A 21,212-nucleotide genomic window follows, 5' to 3' on the forward strand; every position below is an offset into this window, starting at 1 on the left:
GGCGCTGGGGACGTCCACCGCCGTCGCTCGGCGCGCCCGCGCCGGAGCCGCCGGCGGTCAGCAGTCGCTCCAGCTCGCCCACGGCCTTGGAGGTCTGGCTCTTCACCGTGCCGACCGAGATGCCCAACCAGTCGGCCGTCTCCGCCTCGGACAGGTCGAGCCCGTAGCGCAGGACCACGCACTGGCGCTTGCGGTGCGGCAGCTGGTCGAGCGCCCACCGCAGGAGCATTGCCTGCGGCACGTCCGGCTCACTGGTCGTCGAGGTCCCCGGCTGCCTGCCCACCCTGGCGAGCAGGTTGCGCTGCCGGACGTGACGGCGGATCTGGCTGGCGGCGAGGTTCGCGACGCTGCGCCGAACGTAGGCCAGCGGGTTCTCCGCCGCCTGGACCCGGTCCCAGTGCATCCAGGCGGAGGTAAGCGCGTCGGCGGTGATGTCCTCCGCGTCCTCCTTGTTGCCGGTGAGCAGGAGCGCGAGCCTGGCGAGGTCCCGGTGGTGATTCTCGAAAAAGGCCTCGAAGGCGGCCCGGGCCGTCCGCTGGCTCTCGGGAGTCCGGAGATGCTCTGGAGTCGGGAGATGCTCAGAAGCCCGGGGGTTTCCCGGGATTCGCGAGTCATCGGCTTCGTGAGGGTCTTCGGTGTCGCTGAGGTCCTCGGTGTCGCGGAGGCTCTCGGTGTCGTCGAGATACACGGCACGCTCCCCACGGCTTGTCGGGCTGGCCGCACGGTACCCCGTCTTGGTCATCGCGCAGAAGTCCGGCAGAGCCACCTATCGGTCACCGACCCGGAAATTCATCAGATATGGGCGAAAATCTGGGCTACTGGAGCTTTACATGGCGGCCACGATCTGCAGGTGCCATGGCGTCGGCGTCGCGCGCCGGGCGAGCCCGGCCATATGATCATCGTGGTGTCGACGTGGTTCCGTCGTCGCCCGGGGTGGTCCCCTCGTGGCCTGGCCCGGGAACGGAGCCGGGGTCGGCCGGCAATACCCTGAGCCGGGTTGGCAATCGCCAGTTACGGGAGGGTTGTGTGAGCAGGCCGGTGATTTTTGGTCGTCCCGCCTCGGGCCTGGCCGCGCCACCGATCGTCCCGCCGGTCGACAATCCCTCGGGTTCAGGGACTTCGAGCCCGTCGGACGGGCGTGGCCAGCGGTTGTCGAGTGCCGTCACCCGGTGGCATGCCCGAGCGGTCGCACGGCTCACCGGGGCGCCCGCGGCCGTCCGCGCCGAGCAGTTCTTCGCCGACCAGGGCCGGGCGATCGCCGCGCTGCTCCTGCTGTCGGTGACCGGTTCGCTCGCGGTAGCCGGTGGGCCTTTCATAGTGCGGCGGCTCGTCGACGATGCGCTGCCCACCGGAAAGGTCGGCGACCTTGTGCCGCCGGTATTGATGCTCTGTGGTCTCTTGGTGTTCGAGTCGGCGGTGCTAGCGGCCCGGATGAAGTTGATCGCGCGGCTCGGCGGCCTGCTGACGGTGCGGATCAGGCAGGCGGTGAACTCCCACCTGCAGCGACTGCCCTTCTCGTTCTTCCCCCGCGCCCAGCAGGGCGAGGTGATGACCGTGTTGTCCACCGACGTCGTCGACGCGCAGAACGCCGTCTCGGCCACCACCCAGGCGGTGGTCTGCCGCGCCGCGGACATCGTCGTCGGCCTGGTCGTCATCTTCACGCTGGACTGGCGGCTGAGCCTCGCGGTGATGGTGTTCGCCCCGGCCACCCTCACGATCATCAGGGGCGGCCGGCGTCGGCTCGGCGCGCTGTCCAACCGCCGGCGCGAGCTCGACGGCACCCTGATGGCCCGGGTCGCCGACAGCGCGTCGGTCTCCGGGGCGCTGCACGTGCGCCTCTTCGACCGCGCCGGCTACGAGGAGGAGCGCTTCGACGCGTCGGCGGCCGAGGTGCTCGCGGCGACCCGGGAGGAGGCCCGGCTGACCTCGCGCGTCCGCTTCCTGGTGAACCTCGGGCTGGTCGCCACGATGATGGTGGTCGTCACGCTCGGAGCGGTGCTCGTCTCCGGTGGCCAGACGTCCCTGGGCACGGTCGCGGCGCTCGGCGGCGCGCTGCTGGTCTCGTTCGGGCCGCTGTCGACCGCCGTCAGCCTGCGTTCCGAGCTCGCCGGCGCCGGCGCGTCCTTCACGCGGATCTTCGCCCTGCTGGACACCCCCGCCGAGGTCCCGCCGGCCAGCCCGTACCCGCGGGCCACGGCCCAGCCTCGCGGGTCGATGACGCCGCCGGCCTCCGTGCCGGGCGCGCGGCCGTCCGCCGGGGTCTCGCTCGCGCTCGGCGGCGGCGTCGAACTCGCGCTGGACGACGTCTGGTTCTCCTACGACCTCGCCGACGCCAGTGGCCGCGCCGACTCGCCGCGCGCCGCCGCGGGAGCTGGCCTCGGCGCCGAGGCAGGTGAGCCGGAATGGAGCCTGCGGGGGGTCAGCCTGCGGGTGGCCCCCGGCACGACGGCGGCCGTGGTCGGCGCGAGCGGGGCCGGCAAGACGACGATCACCTACCTGGCCGCCGGCCTGTACCGGCCCCAGCGCGGCGCGGTGCGCCTCAGCGGCGTGCCGCTGGCCGAGCTGGCTCCCAGCGAGCTGCACCGCGTCGTCGGCGTCGTCCCGCAGGATCCACACCTGTTCCACGACACGATCGCGGCGAACCTGCGCTACGGCCGGCTGGACGCGACCGACGGCGAGCTGCGGGCCGCGCTGGAGGCGGCCTGCCTGGGCGCCCTGCTCGAGCGGCTGCCCGAAGGGCTGGCGACCCGGGTGGGCGCGCGCGGTTACCGGCTTTCCGGCGGGGAGCGCCAGCGGCTGGCGATCGCCCGGGTACTGCTGCAGTCCCCGGAGGTGCTGGTCCTCGACGAGGCGACGTCCGCGCTCGACAGCGTCTCGGAGCTCGCGGTGCGCGAGGCCCTCGACGCCCTGTCGGTCGGGCGGACCACGCTCGTCATCGCGCACCGGCTCTCGACCGTGCGCGACGCCGACCGGATCTACGTCCTCGACCACGGCCAGGTCGTCGAGGACGGCACCCATGACGCCCTGCTAGCCGACGACGGCGCCTACGCGCGCCTCTACCGCCCCGCCTCCGCATAGCCGCCCGCGGCCCGGTCGACCCTGGCGGTCGGCCGCGTGGCGGGCGCTCGGGTGGCGGGTGGTCGGCGCTCGGTGGTGGGCGGTAGAGCGGTTAGACCGGTTCGGGCTCGGGTGTCTCCGGCGCGGGCTCGGTGTACGGCGACGGCTCGTGCGGGGCGGGCGGCAGGCCATCCGGATCGTCGGGCAGCAGCGGACCGGGATCGTCCGGGATCGGCATGTTGGGGTCCAAGGGCGGCGGCGGACCGTCCGGCCGGGGCCGGACCGTCCGCGGATGGGAGACCCACGGGGCGTTCGACCGGCCTGGCCAAACGAGAAACCGTGTCTCCGCCTGCGCGCACATGAGATCCGCCTTACCCGTCGCGTCGGTGCTGAAACATCCCGTCTCACCAGGAACGACTGTCCTCCAAGCCCTGTCCCCGTTCCGCGAGGCGGCGCGTCTGGCCCGGATGACCTCACTGCCGGGGCGCTCGCCCACCCGGCGGCCTTGCCTCTACGGTGGCCAGGTGTACGCGGTCACGATGACAAGCCCAGGCGGCCCCGAGGTCCTCGAGTGGCGCGAGGTGGACGACCCGGCCGGCCCCGGGCCGGGCGAGGTCGCCATCGACGTGGTCGCCACCGCCGTCAACCGGGCTGACCTGCTGCAACGCCAGGGCTTCTACGCGCCGCCGCCGGGTGCGTCCGACATCCTGGGCCTCGAGTGCTCCGGCCGGGTCGCGGCCCTCGGACCCGGCGTCGAGGGCTGGGCGGTGGGCGACGAGGTGTGCGCGCTGCTCTCCGGCGGCGGGTACTCGACTCGGGTCGTCGTGCCCGCGGGCCAGGTGCTGCCGGTGCCCGCCGGCGTCGACCTGGTCACGGCGGGCGGGCTGCCCGAGGTCACCTCGACCGTCTACTCGACGGTGTTCCAGCGGGCGGCGCTCGCCGACGGTGAGACGTTCCTGGTCCACGGCGGCGCCTCCGGGATCGGCACGTTCGCCATCCAGGCGGTGCGGGCGCTGCGTCCGAAGGCGTTCATCGCGACCACCGCCGGCACGCCGGACAAGCTCGCGCGCTGCCGCGAGCTCGGCGCCGACCTCGCGATCTCCTACCGGGACGACGACTTCGTCGCCCGGGTGAAGGACGCCACCGGTGGGCGCGGTGCCGACGTCATCCTCGACAACATGGGCGCGAAGTACCTCGCCCGCAACGTCGACGCGCTCGCGCCCGACGGCCGGCTGGTGGTGATCGGCCTGCAGGGCGGTGTCAAGGCCGAGCTGAACCTGTCGGCGCTGCTGGTCAAGCGTGCCTCGGTGCACGCGATGTCGTTGCGGCACCGGCCGGCGGAGCAGAAGGCGGCGATCGTGGCCGGGGTCCGGGCGGAGGTCTGGCCGGCGTTCACGGCGGGTTCGATCCGCCCGGTCATCGACCGGGTGCTTCCGCTGCCCGAGGCGGCCGAGGCCCATCGGGTCGTCGACTCCCTCGGCCACGTCGGCAAGGTTCTGCTGCGAGTCCCCTGACGACCTCGCGGCGACCACAGCATGCAGGATGGTGGACATGACGGCTGCTTCCCCGCCGATTTTTGCTGGGGCAAAACTCGGGGGGGACCCCTCGCCTGACTTGAGGTGGAAGATCCATTTCGTTGTCTTGCCGCGACAGCATGCAGGATGGTGAACATGACGGATCAACCGGAACAGCGGGTGGTGATCGTGGGACCTGACGGGCGGCTGCAGGAGTCGCTGGAGGGTCTCGGAACCGGGGTCGGCCGCGGGCGCCAGGGGGGTGGCGACGGGGAGAACGTCGACGGCGCGTCCGTCCGCTCCGCGCTGTCCTCGATGGTCTCGCAGCCGGACAAGGTCATGCGGATCGGCACCATGATCAAGCAGCTGCTGGAGGAGGTGCGGTCCGCGCCGCTGGACGAGGCCAGCCGGTTGCGCCTGCGCGAGATCCACCGCAGCTCGATCCGCGAGCTCTCCGACGGGCTCGCGCCGGAGCTGAAGGAGGAGCTCGACCGGCTCACGCTGCCGTTCGAGGAGAACCACACGCCGAGCGACAGCGAACTGCGGATCGCGCAGGCCCAGCTGGTCGGCTGGCTCGAAGGGCTGTTCCACGGCCTGCAGACGGCGCTGTTCGCGCAGCAGATGGCCGCCCGCGCCCAGTTGGAGGAGATGCGCCGACGCGCCCTCCCCGGCGGCCAGCCCCGAGAGGAAGGCTTCGGCGGCGGCACCTATCTCTAGTCAGCTATCTCTAGTCAGCTCGCGGGACTGACCGAGCTCATGTGGAAGTCGGGTACGCGGATGGCCGGCATGCGGCTCAGCTTGAACCAGTCGGCCCATTCGCGGCCCAGAGTGCGGGTCGTGGCGCCGATCTCGGCGATCCGGCCGAGCAGGCTCACCGGGGACTCGTTGAACCGGAAGTTGTTCACGACCCCGGCGACCTCGCCGTTCTCGACGAGGTAGACGCCGTCCCTGGTCAGCCCGGTCAGGAGCAGGACCTCCGGATCCACCTCGCGGATGTACCACAGGCAGGTGAGCAGCAGTCCGCGTTTGGTCGAGGCGACCATCTCGTCCAGCGTGGCCGTGCCGCCGCCGTCCATCGTCAGGTTGTCGATGAACGGCGTGGCGGTGGTGCCGGCGGCGCGGGCGGAGGCGCGGGTGTGCACCAGCGTGGCGAGCTTGCCGTCCTCGAACCAGTCCGTCCGGCCGAGCGCGAGCCCGTTGTCGAACACGCTCGACGTCGCCGACGAGTGGCCGGAGGAGACGAACGGCGTGCAGGACAGCTCGGGATCGGCGGGGTCGCTGAACAACCGCAGGCCGGTCGGGCCGAAGGCCTCCCCAAGCCGGGTGCCTCCGCCAGCGCGGCTGAAGACCGTGCGTCCCTCGGCGGCATCCCGCCCCGCGGCCGACCAGTAGGCGTCGAGGATCAGATCCGAGACCGCCGACGGCGGCAGCAGCGTCTCGTACCTGCCCGCCGGGAGCTCCATCGAGCGGGCACACCAACCCAGGCGGCGGCGCAGCTCGGCATCCGTCGCGGCGACGTCGACATCGGCGAAGTCGTGCGTCGACTGGCCGTGCCACACCGAACCGCCGGGCTGCCCGTTCTTGGCGTTCCACTCGACGGAGCCGGTCGGCTGGCTGTGCCGCAGCCGCACCCCGGTCGACGTGCCGAGCCAGGTGGTCGTCACGTCGTGCTCGGCGAAGCCGTAAAGCGCTCGGCCCTCCGCCCTGGCCGCGCGCAGCGCCTCGCCGAGGTCGGCGGCGAACGTCGAGAGCACCGCCGTCGACGTATGGCGGGCGGGCTCGTCGAAGGCGTCGTCGCCCGGCCCGGCCGTCGCGGTTCCCTGCTGGCCTGGAGCGAGCAGGTCCGCGAAGTCCTCGGCCTCGTCGGAGTCCTTCGCCGCCGTCTCCGACGCCCGGACGAGCTCGGTGAGCTTGTCGACGGCGATGCCCCCGGCCGTGCCGGAGTCGACCGAACTCACCGAGCTCACCGAGCGCACCCCGAACGAGCGGCCGACGATGCTGATCACGGTGACCGAGCGGTCGCGGGCGGCCCCGTTCGTCGTCAGGGTGTTGTTCGCCCAGCGCAGGTTCACGGTGCTCGACTCGCTGGCGATGACCACACAGCCATCGGCCCGCGAGGCGGCGAGCGCCCGCTCCACGATCTCGTGGGACGCCTCGGTCACCAGAGTCCTCCCGTATACGTTCCCAGCGGGCTGCGAGCCCGGGTCAGTCCAGTGCCCGTCAGCGTCAGTCCAGCACCCGTCGAACCAGCACCCACCGAACGGCTGCCGGGGCGCTGAGGCGGCGGACTGGCGGGGCGGGTCACCGGCCCGCTTCGTGGCGGGTGTTGAGGATGTTGATGCCGCGGAACAGCGTCGACGGGGCGCCGTGGCTGACCGCGGCGACCTGGCCGGGCTGCCCTTTGCCGCAGTTGAACGCCCCGCCGAGCTGGTAGGTCTGCTCACCGCCAAGACCGTCGAGGGAGCCCCAGAAGTCGGTCGTCGTCGCCTGGTAGGCGACGTCGCGCAGCTGGCCGACGATGCGTCCCTTGCGGATCTCGTAGAAGCGCTGCCCGGTGAACTGGAAGTTGTAGCGCTGCATGTCGATCGACCAGCTCTTGTCGCCGACGACGTAGATCCCGCGGTTGACCCCGCTGATCAGCTCGGTGGTCGACGGCCCGCCGGGCGCGGCCGCCAGCGAGACGTTGGCCATCCGCTGGATGGGCACATGCCCCGGCGAGTCGGCGAACGCGCAGCCGTTGGACCGGGTGACACCGAGCCGGGCGGCGTTCGCCGCCGCCATCCGGCGGTCGAGCTGAAAACCGACGAGCGTGCCGCCGCGGACGATGTCCCAACGGCTGGTCGCCACGCCCTCGTCGTCGTAGCCGATGGTCGCGAGCGCGTGCGGGGCGGTCCGGTCGCCGGTGACGTTCATCAGCGGCGAGCCGTAACGCAGAGTACCCAGCTTGTCCAGGGTGGCGAACGAAGTGCCGGCGTAGGCGGCCTCGTAGCCGAGCGCCCGGTCGAGTTCGGTGGCATGCCCGACGGACTCGTGGATCGTGAGCCACAGGTTCGACGGGTCGATCACCAGGTCATAGCGCCCAGGCTCGACCGACGACGCCTTCGCCTTCTCCGCCAGCAGACCCGGGATCGTCTCGATCTCGGCGTCCCAGTCCCAGCAGCCGGCGGCCGATCCGGAGACCAGCCACTCCCAGCCCCGGCCCACCGGGGGAGCGATGGTGCGCATGGTCTCGAAGCCGCCGCCAGGGTCGACCCTGGTCGCCTCCAGCTGGCAGAGCACCCGCACCCGCTGCTGCGTCGTCGAGGTGCCGGCCAGGTCGGCGTAGTACTTGTTCTCCAGGACGGCGTTGAAATGGCCGTCGACGTGGTCGACGTCGGAGGAGCCGAGCAGCGTGCGGCACAGCCCGCCGATCCGGTCGACCTTCGCGCGCGCGTCGATGGCGAACGGGTTCACCGCGTAGGCGGACACCCAGGTGGCGTCGGCGTGTACCGGCTCGTCGGCGAGCTCGATCGGCTCGGAGTTCAGCGGCCGGGCGACCTTAGCGATCTCGACGGCCTCGCGGGCGACCCGGACGGCCTCGTCCACGGTCAGGTCGACGCCGGCGGCGAACCCCCAGGTCCCCTCGTGCACGACCCGGACGGCGAAGCCGACGGTCGCGCCGTCGTGGCTGCTCTCCAGGTTGCCGTCTCGGAACGACAGCGACCCGTCACGCAGCCGCTCGATGCGGATGTCGGCGTGGCTGGCGCCGAGATCACGGGCGGTCTGCAGGGCCGCGTCGGTGAGCGCCGCGCGTGGCAGGGCGAGGAACTCGGGGTCGACGTCGTGTGGCGGCGTCCCGGGCGCTCCCGGCGGGGCGGCTATCGGCATGCTCCCATCCTGGACCGTCCGCGCCGATACCGGTGAGTCGGGGACCTGCGGCACGGCGGCTCGCCACGCCTACTCGGACCGCTGACCCGCCGACCCGGAGACCCGCCGACCCGCCGACCTCGGCGGAGGCGCGGTCGCCCTGGCGCGGCCGCCCTGGACCGGCTCGTGGCGGTGTGGTCGACGGGAGGGGCCGGCCCGCGGCGGGCCCGCGGTGGTGCTGGGCGGCGCCAGCACCACCGCGGGCCACTCGGGCGTCGTTGCCCGGCACTCAACGCGGTCGGTGTCTTCCCTCGGCGCGTGCGGCACCCGCGCCGAGGGCGGCTCAGGACGTGATCAGGGGAAGTACCTTGGCCCGGCCATCCCCCCGGATGGCCGGACCAAAGCGGCCCTGTTCACGCCCGGTGGCTGGGCTGCCGGCACGACATCTCCTCGCCGCGCTGTTCCTTGCCGCGCTGCGGCGCGATGCCGCCCTGCCGTGCCGTCGCGTCGCGCGCAGGCGGCACGTCGCGCCGTGTCGCGAGGCTTGCGGATGCCGCGACGACGGAGCTGGGTCCGGGGTGGCGCTCGTGGTAAAGCCGCGCCTGCCGGTGAGCGGCGCGCCTGGACAGACGGCTCTCGACCAGCGGTGAGGGCCGTAGGTCTACCCGTACGGTGGCGCCTCGGCGCAGCTCATCGCGAACCGTCAGCCACCGGTCCTCGGCCAGTCGGACCGCGTCCGTGAGCTCCGCCAGGCGACCTTTCCCCTCCTCGTCCTCGACGCGCGCGCGACTCGCCGCGATCAGGGCCTCCATGACCCAGTCCGCCCGCGGGCCGAACGGGTCCAACCGCGCTGGCTGGCCCGGCCTGGCGACCGTGTGGGCGAGGAAGGCCCGGGCGACACAGGACAACCGGAAGTCGAGCTGCTCGCGGTTGCGTCCGGCGAGCGTCAGGAACATCGGCCCGAGTCGGCCAGAGGCGGGCTGGGGGGCGCTATAAGAGGCGCGATGGGGTTCGCCGGCGTCGGGATCGATGCGCTCGACCCGAGCGCGGGATCCGTCTCCGGCGCGGTCGGCATCGTCGGCCCGGTCCGATCGGTCCGGCCCGAGGAGCAGGTCGGGATACGGGGGCACCAGCCCCGGCATGGTGTTGGCCTGCGATTCCTGTCTGGACCACGTCCTTGGCATATTCGGCATCGCCTCCTTGAAGACGCCCCGCCGGTCAGGACAGGGTGGTCGATGACCGGCGGTGCCGCGGACTCAGAGTTCCACGGCGGTGGGGTGGACCGTCGTGGCGCCTGTTCCGCCGGGGTGCTTGCGGGACCTGCGGGGTCAGGGAGCGGACTGGCGCCGCGTCTGTCTCGGCTGTACCAGAATCGTGCGGCCTCGAGCGGTCCCCAAGCAAGACTTGTTGAGGAATATTTTAGGTGAACGGAAGAATTGTGCGTCACAGTCGAGAAGTAGGGGAATAGTCACCCAAAGTTACCAACCGGGTCACGCGGGCATCAGTGCCGGTACCTCGGTGGCCGCGACGAGCGCGGGGACCTCGACCGCCGCGCGCGCCGGAGGCCGGCGGGCTAAAAGCGGCGCCTCGACCTCTCGGCGCGCGGCCTGAGATCCGCCGATCACGCCTGATGGCACCTTGTTCCAGCAAAGTTACGGCGGTTTCGATACGCCCATGCTCCAATAGATTCACAATCACCGCGCCGACCCGGGTGGTAGGGGACCATCCGAGCCACGCGAGGCCGCAGTACGTCCAGCGGTGGCGCCGGGTCGTGCCCAGGAAAGGACGCGCGACATGCCCACCATCACGCTGGCGAGGAGTCACTGCGCCGCCGCGAACTGCCCCGGCGTCCACGTGCACGAGGACTCGGGCACCGGATACGTGGTGGGCGTCGTGGCCGATGTTCCCCCGCGAGGGGTCCAGGTCGGGCCGGGCGAGGCCGTCGTCGTGCTGCCCGCGGACGTGACCGCGACGGCCGCCGCCGCCCGCCTGCTTCCGGGCCTCTCCCCGTTCGTGTCCTGGCCCGGCGTACTGGTCGACCGGGAGTCTGGCATCGGGTACGTGGTGGGCCGGCGGGCGCCGACGCCGCCGGCGGGCGTGGCGGCGGGTCCGGGCGAGGCCGTCGTTGCCGTCTCCGACGTGCTCGCAAGGGTGTAGGCGGGTAGGTGCGGGTCGGCGCCGGCGCCGACCCGCGGAACGCCGCGTGCTCGGCGGTAGCTCGGTCGTGACCGGCCGGCTCGCGGAGAATTCCGGCCTGGGCCCGCATCGTCGACGAAGATCGACCGAATTCCCGGCCGCATGACAAGCTGACATGACCCGTTCGGATTACGCGGGAGCCGTGACGGGCCTGGTCGCCCACGTCACCAGTAGTCTCTTCACGCTAAGTTGTTGCTACGGAAAGTAGCGATATTCTTACCTTATGCGTTGAGTTCCTCTGCCGTATCGGGGCGAATCGGTCAATTCGCGAAGCCGGCTGAGTGTGGACTGGGGTGGCGGACGTGGCACCATCAGGGAATCGCGATGACGCCGGCTGCCAGCGAGACCCCGCAGGGTAGCCGGGCGTCGCGGCCGAAGCCTGTGACCCGGGCAACTATTCTTGGCTGCTTCCCAACCCCGTGGCATAAGTCAAGATCTGACAGAGATATTCTGGACTTGCGGCCCGGGCCTGAGTAGGGTCATGGGCTGCGGAGGAGTTGACGATGCAGCTCGTTCCCTTGGCGATCACCTGTAACGCGGGCGCCTGCCCGACGGTGTACGCCGACGCCGATGACGCCTCGGTGCTGTGGGTACAGGGATGGACGCCAGACCCCGCGTACGTGCGCGACCTGCCGACGGGAGAGGCGATGGTCAGGATTCCGCGGGACCTGCTCGTCGATGCCGCGAGCAGTTTGCCCCAGTCGCCGAAGTAGCGTCCAGCGGCCGTCGGAGGATCACGGGGGAGCAGCGTAGGCGACCTCGGCACCACCGGTAGGGGAGACGATGAGCGGCGAAAGAATCGACGCGGACGCCTTCGCGCCGGTTCCAGAAAACTTCCTCGATCTCTCGTCATCCTCTTCCGAATCCTCCGACGAGTCCCTGGGCGGCATCCTGGCCCGCCTACGCCACGACCAGGGCCTGACCGGCCACCAGCTCGCCGAGAAGGCCGGGATCAGCCAGGGACAGATCTCCAAGATTGAGAACTCCAAGACGCTGCCGTCGCCGGAGGACGTCCGACGTATCAGTACGGCGCTGCATGCGTCGCCCAAGGTGGTCGAGACCTTGGTAGACGAGGCAAAACAGCAGCAGCAGCTGGCCAGGACAAAGGGAACGCGCCGGCCGGCTCTTGGCCGAACTGGCACCATCAACCAGCAGGAAGTGCTCGACGAAGAGGGCAAGGCCCAGCACGTGCGCGACTTCCAGCCGGTCCTGCTGCCAGGCCTGCTCCAGACAAGCGAGTACACCCGCCGGGTTCTGAACGGGTACAACGAGCTGACCTACGGCGAGGACAGCAAGGGCTGGCCGGATACCGCGGCCGCCGTGACGCTACGAGCGCAGCGCCAGCAGCGCCTCTACGACACCACCAGGCATTTCGAGTTCGTCATCATGGAAGCGGTGTTCCACAACCGGTTCGCGGCCGTGGAATGGCCGGGGTTCATGGTCGGTCAGCTTCAGCGGATCAAAGCGGCCGCGGGGCTCCAGAACGTCTCGATCCGGATCCTGCCGCTCGACACCGTGCTCCGATACCCGCCGATCTCGGGCTTCACCATCATGGACGAATCCACGGTGGTCAACGAGACGACGGCCGGCACCGTCGATCGGGATCGCGGTCGCGTCAGCCTGTACATCCGGGTGTTCGAGCAGCTCATGGAGCTGGGCACCGACGATCTGGACCCCATCTTGAATCGCCATCTGAGCCGCTTCGCCACCGAGCTCGCCGAGCAGGCCGCCGAAGCAGTCCGAACCGGACCCTAGCGCCTGGCGCCGCCTCGGGCATGATCGCGATTTCGGCCCTCGGGTGGTCGTGGCTGCTGGTCGTTCCACGTTCACCAGAGGTCGCAACCGGCGATCGCGTCAATGGGCTTCCTCGGCAGTTACGGCACTGGCCCATTTCGGTCTCGCGGGTGGTTGCTGATCGGCGCGGAGGTGCCCCCGCCTGTGGCGGCCCCCGGTAACAGGACCGCCACAGGCCCGCTGGCACCGTTGCCGCGGCTGGCATGGTCGCCATGACCCGCTGGTCGGCTCCCACTGGCGTGGGTAATCAGGGGCGGACCTAACCCGGTCGATGCGCCCAACGAGGCGCCTCGGCCGGGCCACCCCCCGAGGGTGGCCCGGGCCGAGGCTGTCTGGGTCACCCGTGGCGGGTGAGCTGTCGATCGTCAGTTCGTGGCCGCGCGGCGCGGTAGAGGAATGCCCCCGAGTGACGACCCGCGCTGGTGCGCTGCGCCGGCAAGATGCGCCGGCGGGCGAGTTCAGGGACGAATACGGGTCCGTCGGGCCGCATGTCGGCCCGGGCGGTCTCCTCGCGGCTCAGCTCGACGCAAACTGCCTCCCAGCGGTCTTCCGCTTGGCGAACCGCGGTGACGAGCGCGCGCTTCGAGCCGATCTCGTCCTGGTCGAGGAAAAGACGGATTGCGTCAAAGAGTGCGTCGGCCATCCAGCAGGCGCGTTCCGATCGGATGTCCAGTCGGGCCGCTCGATGCGATCGAGTATCCGTGTACCGAGTGAACTCGCGAACTAGCCAGGACAACCGGACCTGGAGTTGCTGACAGTTGGTGCCAGTGGCGGTCAGATAGCAGCTTGTCAACATGGACACGCGATCACGTCCAGTCGGGCGCCTTTGCCCGCAAACCCAGACCTGGTATGGCGAGCGTCGAACGACCCCCGATACCCTGGCCAGGTACTACTAAGGAATCCGTGGTAAGAGCCCCCTGCGCGCGACATATTCCGACGCACCTCCTGCCTGACGGGCTGTCGACCGGTAGGTCGAACAGGTCCTGATCAGAAGGTAGACGACTGCCGGCGTCACCACAAGGCCTATGGATGAATATAGTCCATGATCTTAATGTGTATCGGGCCGGTGTGAATACTTGTGTCTTCCCAGAGGTCATCACCGGTTCGCCGGCCGCCCGGTCCCCGGACGTCTTGGCTGGTCGTCGGCGGCTGGGCCGCGCCCACGACACACCTGACGGTGATCGCGGCCCGGACGTCGGCCCCGGCCTCAGGACCTGGCTGCGTGGCGCTCGCCCTAGTCGACCCCGTCGAGGGCCGCGTCGGCCGCCGCCCGGAACAACTCGCTGGGAATCTCGACCAGCACCTCACCAGTCGAGGTGCGGACGTCGAGCGCGCTGGCGTCCAACAGAACACCCTGGACCACGATTGTGCCGCTGTCAGTGGCGTAGACCTGGGGACACGAGCCGCTGGGGCAGCTCGCCGTCAAAGGAGTCAGTCGCATCGAGGCTGGCCTCTCTGTGCGGGTCCCGCGCTCTCGCAGATGTCGTCGGCGCGAGGGCGCGGCCGGTGGAGGATCCTCCTGCCGGCCGACGGAACCTTCTCTCTTGATTGGAACATGTCGACGCCGGCTCCGGCGCAAGTTTGGTGGGCCAACGAGCGCCAGTCGGCCAGCGGTGCTGGGCCACCGCCAAGCGGGAGTTGCCATGACATGGGGCGCCGAGCGTGCCTCAGGCTGCCCGAAGGTGATTTCTAGTGCGCGGCGGGACGTTCCAGCGTTCCGCCGCGCCGATCGGCGGCGTGCCGACGAGGGGCACTGAGTGGCGGATCGCGGCGGCCGGCCTAGTATTCCCCCCTGGGGGGCGCCCAATCCTGCCCTCGCAAGATTCCTAGTATCGACTCTTTCATAGTCCGTCGGCGGGTATATGATGTTGAAGCCGCGGAGGGAGTAGGGGCAATGGAGCTCGTTCCGCTCGCGCAAACCAGTTGTGGGTCGTCCACCTGTCCCGGGGTGTTCGAGGCGCCCGACGGCTCGGTCGTGGTCCAGGGGTACGTCGTGCCGGCGCCGCGCACTGCCGACGAGGTGCCGGACGGTGAGGCTAGAGTGCAGATTCCACGTGACCTCCTGATCCGGGCGGCGCGCAGCCTGCCAGACTGGGATGGGCGTTAGTTGGCCTGACCGAGCGGGTTCCGGCCCGGGGTGATGGTCTCGCGTTCGAGCGGAGGTCAGTCGTGACGGACGAGGTGGGGTTCGGTCCGTCGCTGAGTGCCGAGCCAAGCTCCTCGTCCGCACCGCTGGCCGAGGAGCTTGGCCGTGCGCTCCATGGGCTTCGCCGGCGCAAGGGAATGACCGGCGAAGCCCTCGGGCAGGCCGTCGGAGTCAGTCAGGCCAAGATCTCCAAGATCGAACGGGGCGTGCTGAAGCCCAGCCTGCTCGATGTCGAGAAGATCGTCCTGGCTCTTGACGGCTCCAAGGACGAGCTGCATGAGTTCGTCGCGCTGGCGACACAGGTCCAGACCGCCGGTGCCAGGCCGCGAGGACCGCGCCGCGGACCGGCGAACCAGCACGACTACGCCGAGGCCGAGGGGCGCGCCCAGCTGATCCGGAACTTCGAGCCCATCGCGATTCCCGGGCTGATGCAGATCAGCGAGTACACGCGCCGGGTGATCAATGCCTTTCACGCCGTCGACATCGGTGAGGACCAGTCGAAGTGGGCCGACACCGCGGCGATGGTCACCCTGCGCGCGCAGCGCCAGGAACGTCTCTACGACCGCGCCAAGACGTTCGAGTTCATCATCATGGAGAGCGTGCTCAGTAACCGTTTTGTCACGCCTGGATACATGCTGGCGCAGGTGGACCGGATCGAGCAGGTGGCCAAACTGCCCAACGTGACCGTGCGGGTGGTACCCGCCACGGCGCAGCTCGGCATCCCCCCGATCCACGGTTTCCATCTGTTCGACGATGACATGGTGATTACCGAGTCACTCGACGCCACGGTCTCTCAGGACCGCCGCAGCGTCGACTTTTACACCCACTTCTTCGAAAGCTACCGTGAGATCGCCGATGCCGATCTCACTGACGTGCTGGAGCGGCATAAGCACATGTACGCCGCGCTTGCGCTTCCCAGGCTGGACTGACCTTCGGCGTGCGCCGGTCCGGCCTGCGCTGTCGAGCGGCTTCGCCTGCTGTACCCGCGCTCACGTCCTGGCGGTCAGGCGAAAAGGCGTTCCAGGACGAGGGCTACGCCGTCGTTGTCGTTGGAGGCGGTGATTTCGTCGGCGGCGGCCAGGACGTCGGGGTGGGCGTTGGCGACGGCGACGGCGTGGCCAGCCCAGGCGAGCATGGGCAGGTCGTTGAGCATGTCGCCGAAGGCGACGACGTCGTCGGCGGTCACGCCGCGTTTGGCGGCCACCTGGGCGAGCGCGACGGCCTTGGAGACACCTGCCCCGGCGATCTCGACCAGCGTCTCGGTCGACCGGGTGACCATGGCCTCCCCGCCGGCCAAGGCCACGATCTTCTCGTAGACATCGGCGAGCGACTCACCGCCGCGCCGCACCAGCAGCTTGGCTGGCGGCAGCGTGACCAGCAGGTCGGTCACATCGGCGACGAGCTCGTCCGGATCCGGCCACATCGTCAAGAAGAGTGGCTCGCGGCCGAACTTGATCCCGCTCTCGACGGCGAATGCAGCCTCCGGCACGATCTCGCGGATCGCCAGCGCCAGTCGGAGGGCGGCGTCCGGATCCAGCCCACTCTGGTTGATCATGATGTTGGTGTCGAGGTCGTAGACGAGTGCCCCGTTCGCGCAGACGGCGATGCCGGCGACGGAGGTCTTGGCGACGACGTCCGCCATGACCCGGATTGGCCGTCCGGTGACGAACACGACCGATCCGCCGTGCTCGCGGACCCGGCGCAGCGCACGGCGGGTGCGCTCCGACACCGTGCCGTCCGATCGGATCAGTGTTCCATCCAGATCAGTGGCAACTATCGCGGGAGGGGACACAGCGACTCAGTCAACCAGCGTGCGGCGGTCCATACCATGGTCACGACGCTCATACCGGCGTCAGATCCCTGTCAACCGGGAGGAAGTACCCGTTCCCGCGGGCACCTGTGGTCCAGCCGGGTGAATCGCCGTGCTCTCCGGCCGCTGCCGCCGCCCCTGCCGCCGCTGCTGGTCGCGGGCGGCCCTCTCGGCGCCGGCGCGCCGTTCCGCGCCGGTCGTCGCACCACGCCGGTCGCCCGGGGTTACCGGTGAAGATCGTGCCGCGGCGAGTCGGGAGCGTCAGCCGGGTAACATGCGGTTCATGAGGTCTGTCGGTGCCCGGAGCGCCCAGGGTTCCCGTCGGATCGGCGGGGGTCTGGCGCGAGGCCGGCGGGTGCGTGCCGTCGCTCTGGAGGACTGCCGGCTGTGAAGAGCTTCGACGAGCTGTACGGCGAGCTCTCCGGGAAGTGGGAGCAGAAGGCGCCGGGGTCCGGGTCCGTGGCCGCCCTCGAGGCGGGTGTGCACCACATCGGCAAGAAACTGGTCGAGGAAGCCGCGGAAAGCTGGATGGCGGCGGAGCATGAGAGCCGTGAGCGAGCCGCCGAGGAGCTCTCCCAGCTGGTCTACTGGATTCAGCTCATGATGATCTCGCGGGGTCTGACCCCGGCGGACGTCTACTCCCATCTGTAGCCCGCGCCTCGGGGCTCGCGTGCCCTTGGAGTGGCGCGGGCGTTGACCGGTGCGCGGGACGATGTCGCGCGCCTCGAAGAGCCCCTGTGAGCCCCCGACCCGCTGTGAGCCCGATCCGCCGTGAGTTCCGGACCCCGCCACGGCCAGCCTCGATGGAATGATCATGCTGCGTATCGCGGTACCGAACAAGGGCGCGCTCTCCGCCGCCTCCAGCCAACTGCTCTGCGACGCCGGCTACCTGGCGAAGCGCGAGGGCGCCGAGCTTGTCGTCGCCGACCTTGAGAACGACATCGAGTTCTTCTTCCTGCGGCCGCGCGATATCGCGGTCTACGTCGGCTCCGGGCGGCTAGATGTCGGTATTACCGGCCGTGACCTGCTGCAGGACAGCGGCGTCGCCGCGCTGGAGCTGGTCGCGCTCGACTTCGGGCACTCGTCGTTCCACTACGCGGCGCCGAAGGGCGCCATCACCGACGTGGCCCAGCTGGACGGCGCCAGGATCGCGACCTCGTTCCCTGAGCTCGTCCGCACCGACTTCGCGGCCCGCGGCCTGCGGGCCGAGGTCGTCACCCTCGACGGCGCCGTCGAGACGGCCGTGCGGCTGGGTGTCGCCGATGCCATCGCGGACGTCGTCGAGACCGGCCGCACGCTGCGCGCCGCGGGCCTCGAGCTGATCGGTGAGTCGGTGATGCAGTCGCAGGCCATCATGATTGCCAAGCAGGGCACGGAACTGTCGCCGTCGCACGAGAAGCTGCTGCGTCGCGTGCAGGGTGTCCTGGTCGCCCGCCAGTACGTGATGATGGACTACGACGCGCCGGTGGTGGTGCTCGAGAAGGCCTGCGAGATCACGCCGGGCTACGAGTCGCCGACGATCTCGCCGCTGCAGCGCGAGGGCTGGGTCGCGGTGCGGGCGATGGTGCCGAAGGACGAGGTCAACCGCACGATGGATGACCTTTGGGAGCTGGGTGCCCGCGGCATCCTCGTCTCCGCCATCCAGGCCTGCCGCCTGTAGCGACGCTCGGAGCGGCTTGCCCGCTTGCCGGCGACGGCGAGCTGGACCTCGCCGGCGAGCCGGCAGGCCGAGGCGCCGGACGGCCGAAAACGGCGGCGGGGCCCGGGGCAAGCGCCCCGGGCCCCGCCGCCGTCGGTCGGGTAGCCGCCGCTAGCGGTGGCTGAGGATGAGAGACATGCCCTCGCTACGGGTCGCCGGGCTCAGGAACTGGCCCCGGACCGCGGACGTCACCGTGCTGGCGCCCGGCTTGCGCACGCCACGCATCGACATGCACAGGTGCTCCGCCTCGACGACCACCATCACGCCGCGTGGCTTGAGCACGTCGACCAGAGCGTCGGCGATCTGCGACGTCAGCCGCTCCTGCACCTGCGGCCGGCGGGCGTACAGATCGACGAGCCGGGCAAGCTTGGACAACCCGGTGATCTGACCGTTCTCGTTGGGAATGTAGGCGACGTGCGCCTTGCCCGAGAAGACGACGAGGTGGTGCTCGCACAGCGACGAAAAGTCGATGTCGCGCACCAGCACCATCTCGTCGTGGCCCTCGTCGAAGACCGTGGTCAGGACGTCGACCGGGTCCCGGCCCAGGCCCTCGACCGCCTCCGCGTAGGCCCGGGCGACCCGGTCCGGCGTCTTGCGCAGCCCTTCACGGTCCGGGTCCTCCCCGATGCCGATCAGCAGCTCACGCACGGCCGCGGCGACCCTGTCGTGGTCGAACGGGCGTAGCCGACCGTTGCCGGGCCGGAAGGCCGCGACCGCGGCGCCGGAACCTGACCCGGATCTAGTCTCTGATCCGCTCACCCCGCCCGCCAGCCCAGCGGGTGCGTCGAGGTGGGTGGGCCGGACTACCTGGTCGGTCTCGGACGTCAACGGCGTTTCCCTTCGTCGTCGTTCGGCCACACCGGCGGCGCCCACGGGTTGGAGATCCGCGGAGCATCCGGCGGGGGTGTGCCCGGCGGCCCGGCCGGGCCGGTGGACCCGCCCATCGGCCCGGTGCCCGGACCGGAGCCAGAGTCGTGGTGACCCTGGCCCGGGTCGGTCACCGAGCCCGCCGGCTTGGTCAGGCCACCAGAGCCGTTCCCGTTGCCGCCGCCGTTCACATCGTGGCCACCGGCCGTGCGGGCACCGCCGTTGTCGCGTGGCCGGCTGCCGGTGTGGCCGTTGCCCCCGCCATGGACGAGGTCGGCCACATCCGTGGTGCCGAGGCCCAGCTCAGCGGGGGTCTGCACGGGTGGACGGTCCGACGGTACCCGCCTGCCGACTCCTGTGTAGTAGCCGCGGGTCGGTCGCTTCTGGACGGTGGCGAACGTCTCCAGGACGTCGTCCTTGCTGAGGGTCTCGGTGTCCATCAGCCGCAGCACGAGCGCGTCCAGCTCGTCGCGGTAGGTGGTGAGCACCTCCCACGCCTCGTCGTGCGCGGCTTCGATGAGCTTGCGCACCTCGCTGTCGATCTCGCCGGCGACGGCCTCCGAGTAGTCGCGCTGATGGCCGACCTCGCGGCCGAGGAACACCTCGCCCGAATCGCCACCGAACTTCAGCGCGCCGAGCTTGTCACTCATGCCGTACTGGGTGACCATCGCGCGGGCGATCTGGGTCGCCTTCTCGATGTCGTCGCTCGCGCCGGTGGTCGGCTCGCGGAAGACGAGCTCCTCCGCCGTCCGGCCGCCGAGCAGCACGGCCAGCTTGTCCAGCATCTCCGAACGGGTGGACAGGTACTTGTCCTCCAGCGGGAGCTGCATGGTGTAGCCGAGAGCCCGACCGCGCGGCAGAATCGTGATCTTGTGGACCGGGTCGGAGTTCGGCAGCGCGTGCGCCACCAGCGCATGCCCACCCTCGTGGTAGGCGATGCGCTTCTTCTCCCGGTCGCTCATCGCCCGGGTCTTGCGCTCCGGGCCGGCGAGCACGCGGTCGATGGACTCCTCGAGCAGCGCCGAGGAGATCACCTTCTGGTCGCCGCGGGCGGCGAGCAGCGCCGCCTCGTTGAGCACGTTCGCCAGGTCCGCGCCGGTGAAGCCGGGGGTGCGCCGGGCGATGACGAGCAGGTCGACGTCCGCGCCGATCGGCTTGCCCTTGGCGTGCACCTTGAGGATCGCCTCGCGGCCCAGCAGGTCCGGCCGGTCGACGACGATCTGGCGGTCGAAGCGGCCCGGACGCAGCAGCGCCGGGTCGAGGATGTCGGGCCGGTTCGTCGCGGCGATCAGGATGACGCCGCCCTTGACGTCGAAGCCGTCCATCTCGACGAGCAGCTGGTTGAGGGTCTGCTCCCGCTCGTCGTGGCCGCCGCCGAGGCCGGCGCCACGGTGGCGGCCGACCGCGTCGATCTCGTCGACGAAGATGATCGCGGGCGCGTTGGCCTTGGCCTGCTCGAACAGGTCACGGACCCGGCTCGCGCCGACACCGACGAACATCTCGACGAAGTCGGAACCCGAGATCGAGTAGAACGGCACTCCCGCCTCGCCTGCGACGGCGCGGGCCAGCAAGGTCTTACCGGTACCCGGTGGGCCGTACAGGAGCACGCCCTTGGGGATCTTTGCGCCGATCGCCTGGAACTTCCCGGGGTTCTCCAGGAACTCCTTGATCTCCTGGAGCTCCTCGAGGGCCTCGTCGGCACCGGCGACGTCGGCGAACGTGGTCTTCGGCGTGTCCTTGCTGACCAGCTTGGCCTTGGACTTGCCGAAGTTCATGACGCGGTTGCCGCCGCCCTGCATCTGGTTCATCAGGAACAGGAACAGCGCGACCACGAGGACCAGCGGCAACAGGTTGAGTAGCAGTGAGACCAGGACGTTGCTGCGCTCGACCTTGACCTCGTAGGGGACGTTCTTGCCATTCAGCTGGTTGGCGAGAACGACGGCCTGGTCGGTGACGTAGCTCGACTCGTACTTCTTGTTGTCCTTGGTCGTGATCTGGATGATCTGCTTGGAGTCCTGGATCGTGGCCTTCTCGACCTGTCCAGCCGTGATCTTGGTCTGGATGGAGTGCAGGTCCGCCTTGGAGTACTCCTTGGGACCCGACAGAACGTTCGTCGTCAGGAAGATCACAAGGAGGACCAGGAGAGCCAGGACCACCCAGCCACGGAAGATTCTTCTTGGAGTCATCTGCCTGGAGCGCGGGACACGCGCACTCCGCCCTCCTGACGTGTGTTCTGCCCTCGATCGGGATTCCCTTGTGCCGAGGGTACCGCCGGCACGTGCC

19 protein-coding genes are annotated in these 21,212 nt (G+C 70.1%); 9 read left to right on the top strand and 10 right to left on the bottom strand.

All coding sequences use genetic code 11. The features are described from left to right. The coding region (locus FRCN3DRAFT_RS49290; protein WP_232793963.1) for a SigE family RNA polymerase sigma factor at positions 1 to 688 on the bottom strand (688 nt) is incomplete at its 3' end. Between the two features lie 338 nt (positions 689 to 1,026). Between FRCN3DRAFT_RS49290 and FRCN3DRAFT_RS0207645 the strand changes: the two genes are divergently transcribed. After that, positions 1,027 to 3,078, top strand: a complete 2,052-nt coding sequence (locus FRCN3DRAFT_RS0207645) for an ATP-binding cassette domain-containing protein (protein WP_007516523.1) — start codon at positions 1,027 to 1,029, stop codon at positions 3,076 to 3,078. Positions 3,079 to 3,169: 91 nt separating this feature from the next. On the opposite strand, the gene FRCN3DRAFT_RS57060 is transcribed toward FRCN3DRAFT_RS0207645, so the two are convergent. Beyond that, on the bottom strand, positions 3,170 to 3,295 hold the full coding sequence (locus tag FRCN3DRAFT_RS57060; RefSeq protein WP_269799814.1) for a hypothetical protein: 126 nt from the start codon (positions 3,293 to 3,295) through the stop codon (positions 3,170 to 3,172). Between the two features lie 286 nt (positions 3,296 to 3,581). On the opposite strand from FRCN3DRAFT_RS57060, the gene FRCN3DRAFT_RS0207655 reads away from it, so the two are divergent. Beyond that, complete coding sequence (locus FRCN3DRAFT_RS0207655) at positions 3,582 to 4,571, top strand: NAD(P)H-quinone oxidoreductase (protein WP_035924476.1); 990 nt, start codon at positions 3,582 to 3,584, stop codon at positions 4,569 to 4,571. Between the two features lie 156 nt (positions 4,572 to 4,727). Next, positions 4,728 to 5,288, top strand: a complete 561-nt coding sequence (locus FRCN3DRAFT_RS0207660; protein ID WP_007516526.1) for a bacterial proteasome activator family protein — start codon at positions 4,728 to 4,730, stop codon at positions 5,286 to 5,288. A gap of 14 nt (positions 5,289 to 5,302) precedes the next feature. On the opposite strand, the gene FRCN3DRAFT_RS0207665 is transcribed toward FRCN3DRAFT_RS0207660, so the two are convergent. The 4 genes from FRCN3DRAFT_RS0207665 to FRCN3DRAFT_RS57065 form a co-directional block, all read right to left on the bottom strand. After that, entirely contained in the window at positions 5,303 to 6,733 is a 1,431-nt protein-coding gene (locus FRCN3DRAFT_RS0207665) for a TldD/PmbA family protein (RefSeq protein ID WP_007516527.1), read from the bottom strand. A 139-nt stretch (positions 6,734 to 6,872) separates the two neighbouring features. Further along, the gene (locus tag FRCN3DRAFT_RS0207670) at positions 6,873 to 8,438 is read right to left on the bottom strand and encodes a TldD/PmbA family protein (RefSeq protein WP_007516528.1); all 1,566 of its coding nucleotides are present in this window, start codon (positions 8,436 to 8,438) and stop codon (positions 6,873 to 6,875) included. Positions 8,439 to 8,830: 392 nt separating this feature from the next. Then, on the bottom strand, positions 8,831 to 9,601 hold the full coding sequence (locus tag FRCN3DRAFT_RS0207675) for a hypothetical protein (RefSeq protein ID WP_007516529.1): 771 nt from the start codon (positions 9,599 to 9,601) through the stop codon (positions 8,831 to 8,833). 306 nt (positions 9,602 to 9,907) lie between these two features. Further along, a complete protein-coding gene (locus tag FRCN3DRAFT_RS57065) occupies positions 9,908 to 10,042 on the bottom strand; it encodes a hypothetical protein (RefSeq protein WP_269799815.1) in 135 nt (44 codons plus the stop codon). A 169-nt stretch (positions 10,043 to 10,211) separates the two neighbouring features. Between FRCN3DRAFT_RS57065 and FRCN3DRAFT_RS52780 the strand changes: the two genes are divergently transcribed. The 3 genes from FRCN3DRAFT_RS52780 to FRCN3DRAFT_RS43225 all read left to right on the top strand — a co-directional run bounded on the left by FRCN3DRAFT_RS52780 (position 10,212) and on the right by FRCN3DRAFT_RS43225 (position 12,368). Beyond that, complete coding sequence (locus tag FRCN3DRAFT_RS52780) at positions 10,212 to 10,574, top strand: hypothetical protein (RefSeq protein ID WP_007516530.1); 363 nt, start codon at positions 10,212 to 10,214, stop codon at positions 10,572 to 10,574. Positions 10,575 to 11,116: 542 nt separating this feature from the next. Next, entirely contained in the window at positions 11,117 to 11,326 is a 210-nt protein-coding gene (locus FRCN3DRAFT_RS0207690; protein WP_007516531.1) for a hypothetical protein, read from the top strand. Between the two features lie 70 nt (positions 11,327 to 11,396). Then, complete coding sequence (locus FRCN3DRAFT_RS43225; RefSeq protein WP_007516532.1) at positions 11,397 to 12,368, top strand: Scr1 family TA system antitoxin-like transcriptional regulator; 972 nt, start codon at positions 11,397 to 11,399, stop codon at positions 12,366 to 12,368. A 376-nt stretch (positions 12,369 to 12,744) separates the two neighbouring features. Here the strand turns inward: FRCN3DRAFT_RS43225 and FRCN3DRAFT_RS0207700 are convergent, their stop codons facing one another. Continuing rightward, on the bottom strand, positions 12,745 to 13,050 hold the full coding sequence (locus tag FRCN3DRAFT_RS0207700; protein WP_007516533.1) for a hypothetical protein: 306 nt from the start codon (positions 13,048 to 13,050) through the stop codon (positions 12,745 to 12,747). 1,526 nt (positions 13,051 to 14,576) lie between these two features. Between FRCN3DRAFT_RS0207700 and FRCN3DRAFT_RS0207715 the strand changes: the two genes are divergently transcribed. Next, positions 14,577 to 15,482, top strand: a complete 906-nt coding sequence (locus tag FRCN3DRAFT_RS0207715; protein WP_007516536.1) for a helix-turn-helix domain-containing protein — start codon at positions 14,577 to 14,579, stop codon at positions 15,480 to 15,482. A 74-nt stretch (positions 15,483 to 15,556) separates the two neighbouring features. On the opposite strand, the gene FRCN3DRAFT_RS0207720 is transcribed toward FRCN3DRAFT_RS0207715, so the two are convergent. Next, positions 15,557 to 16,345, bottom strand: a complete 789-nt coding sequence (locus FRCN3DRAFT_RS0207720) for an HAD family hydrolase (RefSeq protein ID WP_027140357.1) — start codon at positions 16,343 to 16,345, stop codon at positions 15,557 to 15,559. A gap of 405 nt (positions 16,346 to 16,750) precedes the next feature. Here FRCN3DRAFT_RS0207720 and FRCN3DRAFT_RS0207725 point away from each other — a divergent pair, with 405 nt between their 5' ends. Together FRCN3DRAFT_RS0207725 and hisG are read left to right on the top strand one after the other, a co-directional pair. Continuing rightward, entirely contained in the window at positions 16,751 to 17,014 is a 264-nt protein-coding gene (locus FRCN3DRAFT_RS0207725) for a phosphoribosyl-ATP diphosphatase (RefSeq protein ID WP_007516540.1), read from the top strand. A gap of 163 nt (positions 17,015 to 17,177) precedes the next feature. Further along, entirely contained in the window at positions 17,178 to 18,023 is an 846-nt protein-coding gene (hisG, locus tag FRCN3DRAFT_RS0207730) for an ATP phosphoribosyltransferase (RefSeq protein ID WP_007516542.1), read from the top strand. A gap of 150 nt (positions 18,024 to 18,173) precedes the next feature. Here the strand turns inward: hisG and folE are convergent, their stop codons facing one another. Together folE and ftsH are read right to left on the bottom strand one after the other, a co-directional pair. Further along, positions 18,174 to 18,890, bottom strand: coding sequence for a GTP cyclohydrolase I FolE (folE, locus tag FRCN3DRAFT_RS0207735; protein ID WP_007516544.1), 717 nt, complete (start codon positions 18,888 to 18,890; stop codon positions 18,174 to 18,176). Further along, positions 18,887 to 21,115, bottom strand: coding sequence for an ATP-dependent zinc metalloprotease FtsH (gene ftsH / locus FRCN3DRAFT_RS0207740; protein WP_007516546.1), 2,229 nt, complete (start codon positions 21,113 to 21,115; stop codon positions 18,887 to 18,889). Before ftsH ends, folE begins: the two co-directional genes overlap by 4 nt. Positions 21,116 to 21,212: the final 97 nt, after the last annotated feature.

The organism is Pseudofrankia saprophytica (genome assembly GCF_000235425.2).
GTDB classification, from domain to species: Bacteria; Actinomycetota; Actinomycetes; order Frankiales; family Frankiaceae; genus Pseudofrankia; species Pseudofrankia saprophytica.

Bases quoted from the DNA above. Each gene is read 5' to 3' on its own strand.
- FRCN3DRAFT_RS57060 (WP_269799814.1), bottom strand. From the start codon at position 3,295: ATGCCGATCCCGGACGATCCCGGTCCGCTGCTGCCCGACGATCCGGAT.
- hisG (WP_007516542.1), top strand. From the start codon at position 17,178: ATGCTGCGTATCGCGGTACCGAACAAGGGCGCGCTCTCCGCCGCCTCC.
- FRCN3DRAFT_RS0207690 (WP_007516531.1), top strand. From the start codon at position 11,117: ATGCAGCTCGTTCCCTTGGCGATCACCTGTAACGCGGGCGCCTGCCCG.
- FRCN3DRAFT_RS52780 (WP_007516530.1), top strand. From the start codon at position 10,212: ATGCCCACCATCACGCTGGCGAGGAGTCACTGCGCCGCCGCGAACTGC.
- FRCN3DRAFT_RS43225 (WP_007516532.1), top strand. From the start codon at position 11,397: ATGAGCGGCGAAAGAATCGACGCGGACGCCTTCGCGCCGGTTCCAGAA.
- ftsH (WP_007516546.1), bottom strand. From the start codon at position 21,115: ATGACTCCAAGAAGAATCTTCCGTGGCTGGGTGGTCCTGGCTCTCCTG.
- FRCN3DRAFT_RS0207700 (WP_007516533.1), bottom strand. From the start codon at position 13,050: ATGGCCGACGCACTCTTTGACGCAATCCGTCTTTTCCTCGACCAGGAC.
- FRCN3DRAFT_RS0207675 (WP_007516529.1), bottom strand. From the start codon at position 9,601: ATGCCAAGGACGTGGTCCAGACAGGAATCGCAGGCCAACACCATGCCG.
- FRCN3DRAFT_RS0207660 (WP_007516526.1), top strand. From the start codon at position 4,728: ATGACGGATCAACCGGAACAGCGGGTGGTGATCGTGGGACCTGACGGG.
- FRCN3DRAFT_RS0207670 (WP_007516528.1), bottom strand. From the start codon at position 8,438: ATGCCGATAGCCGCCCCGCCGGGAGCGCCCGGGACGCCGCCACACGAC.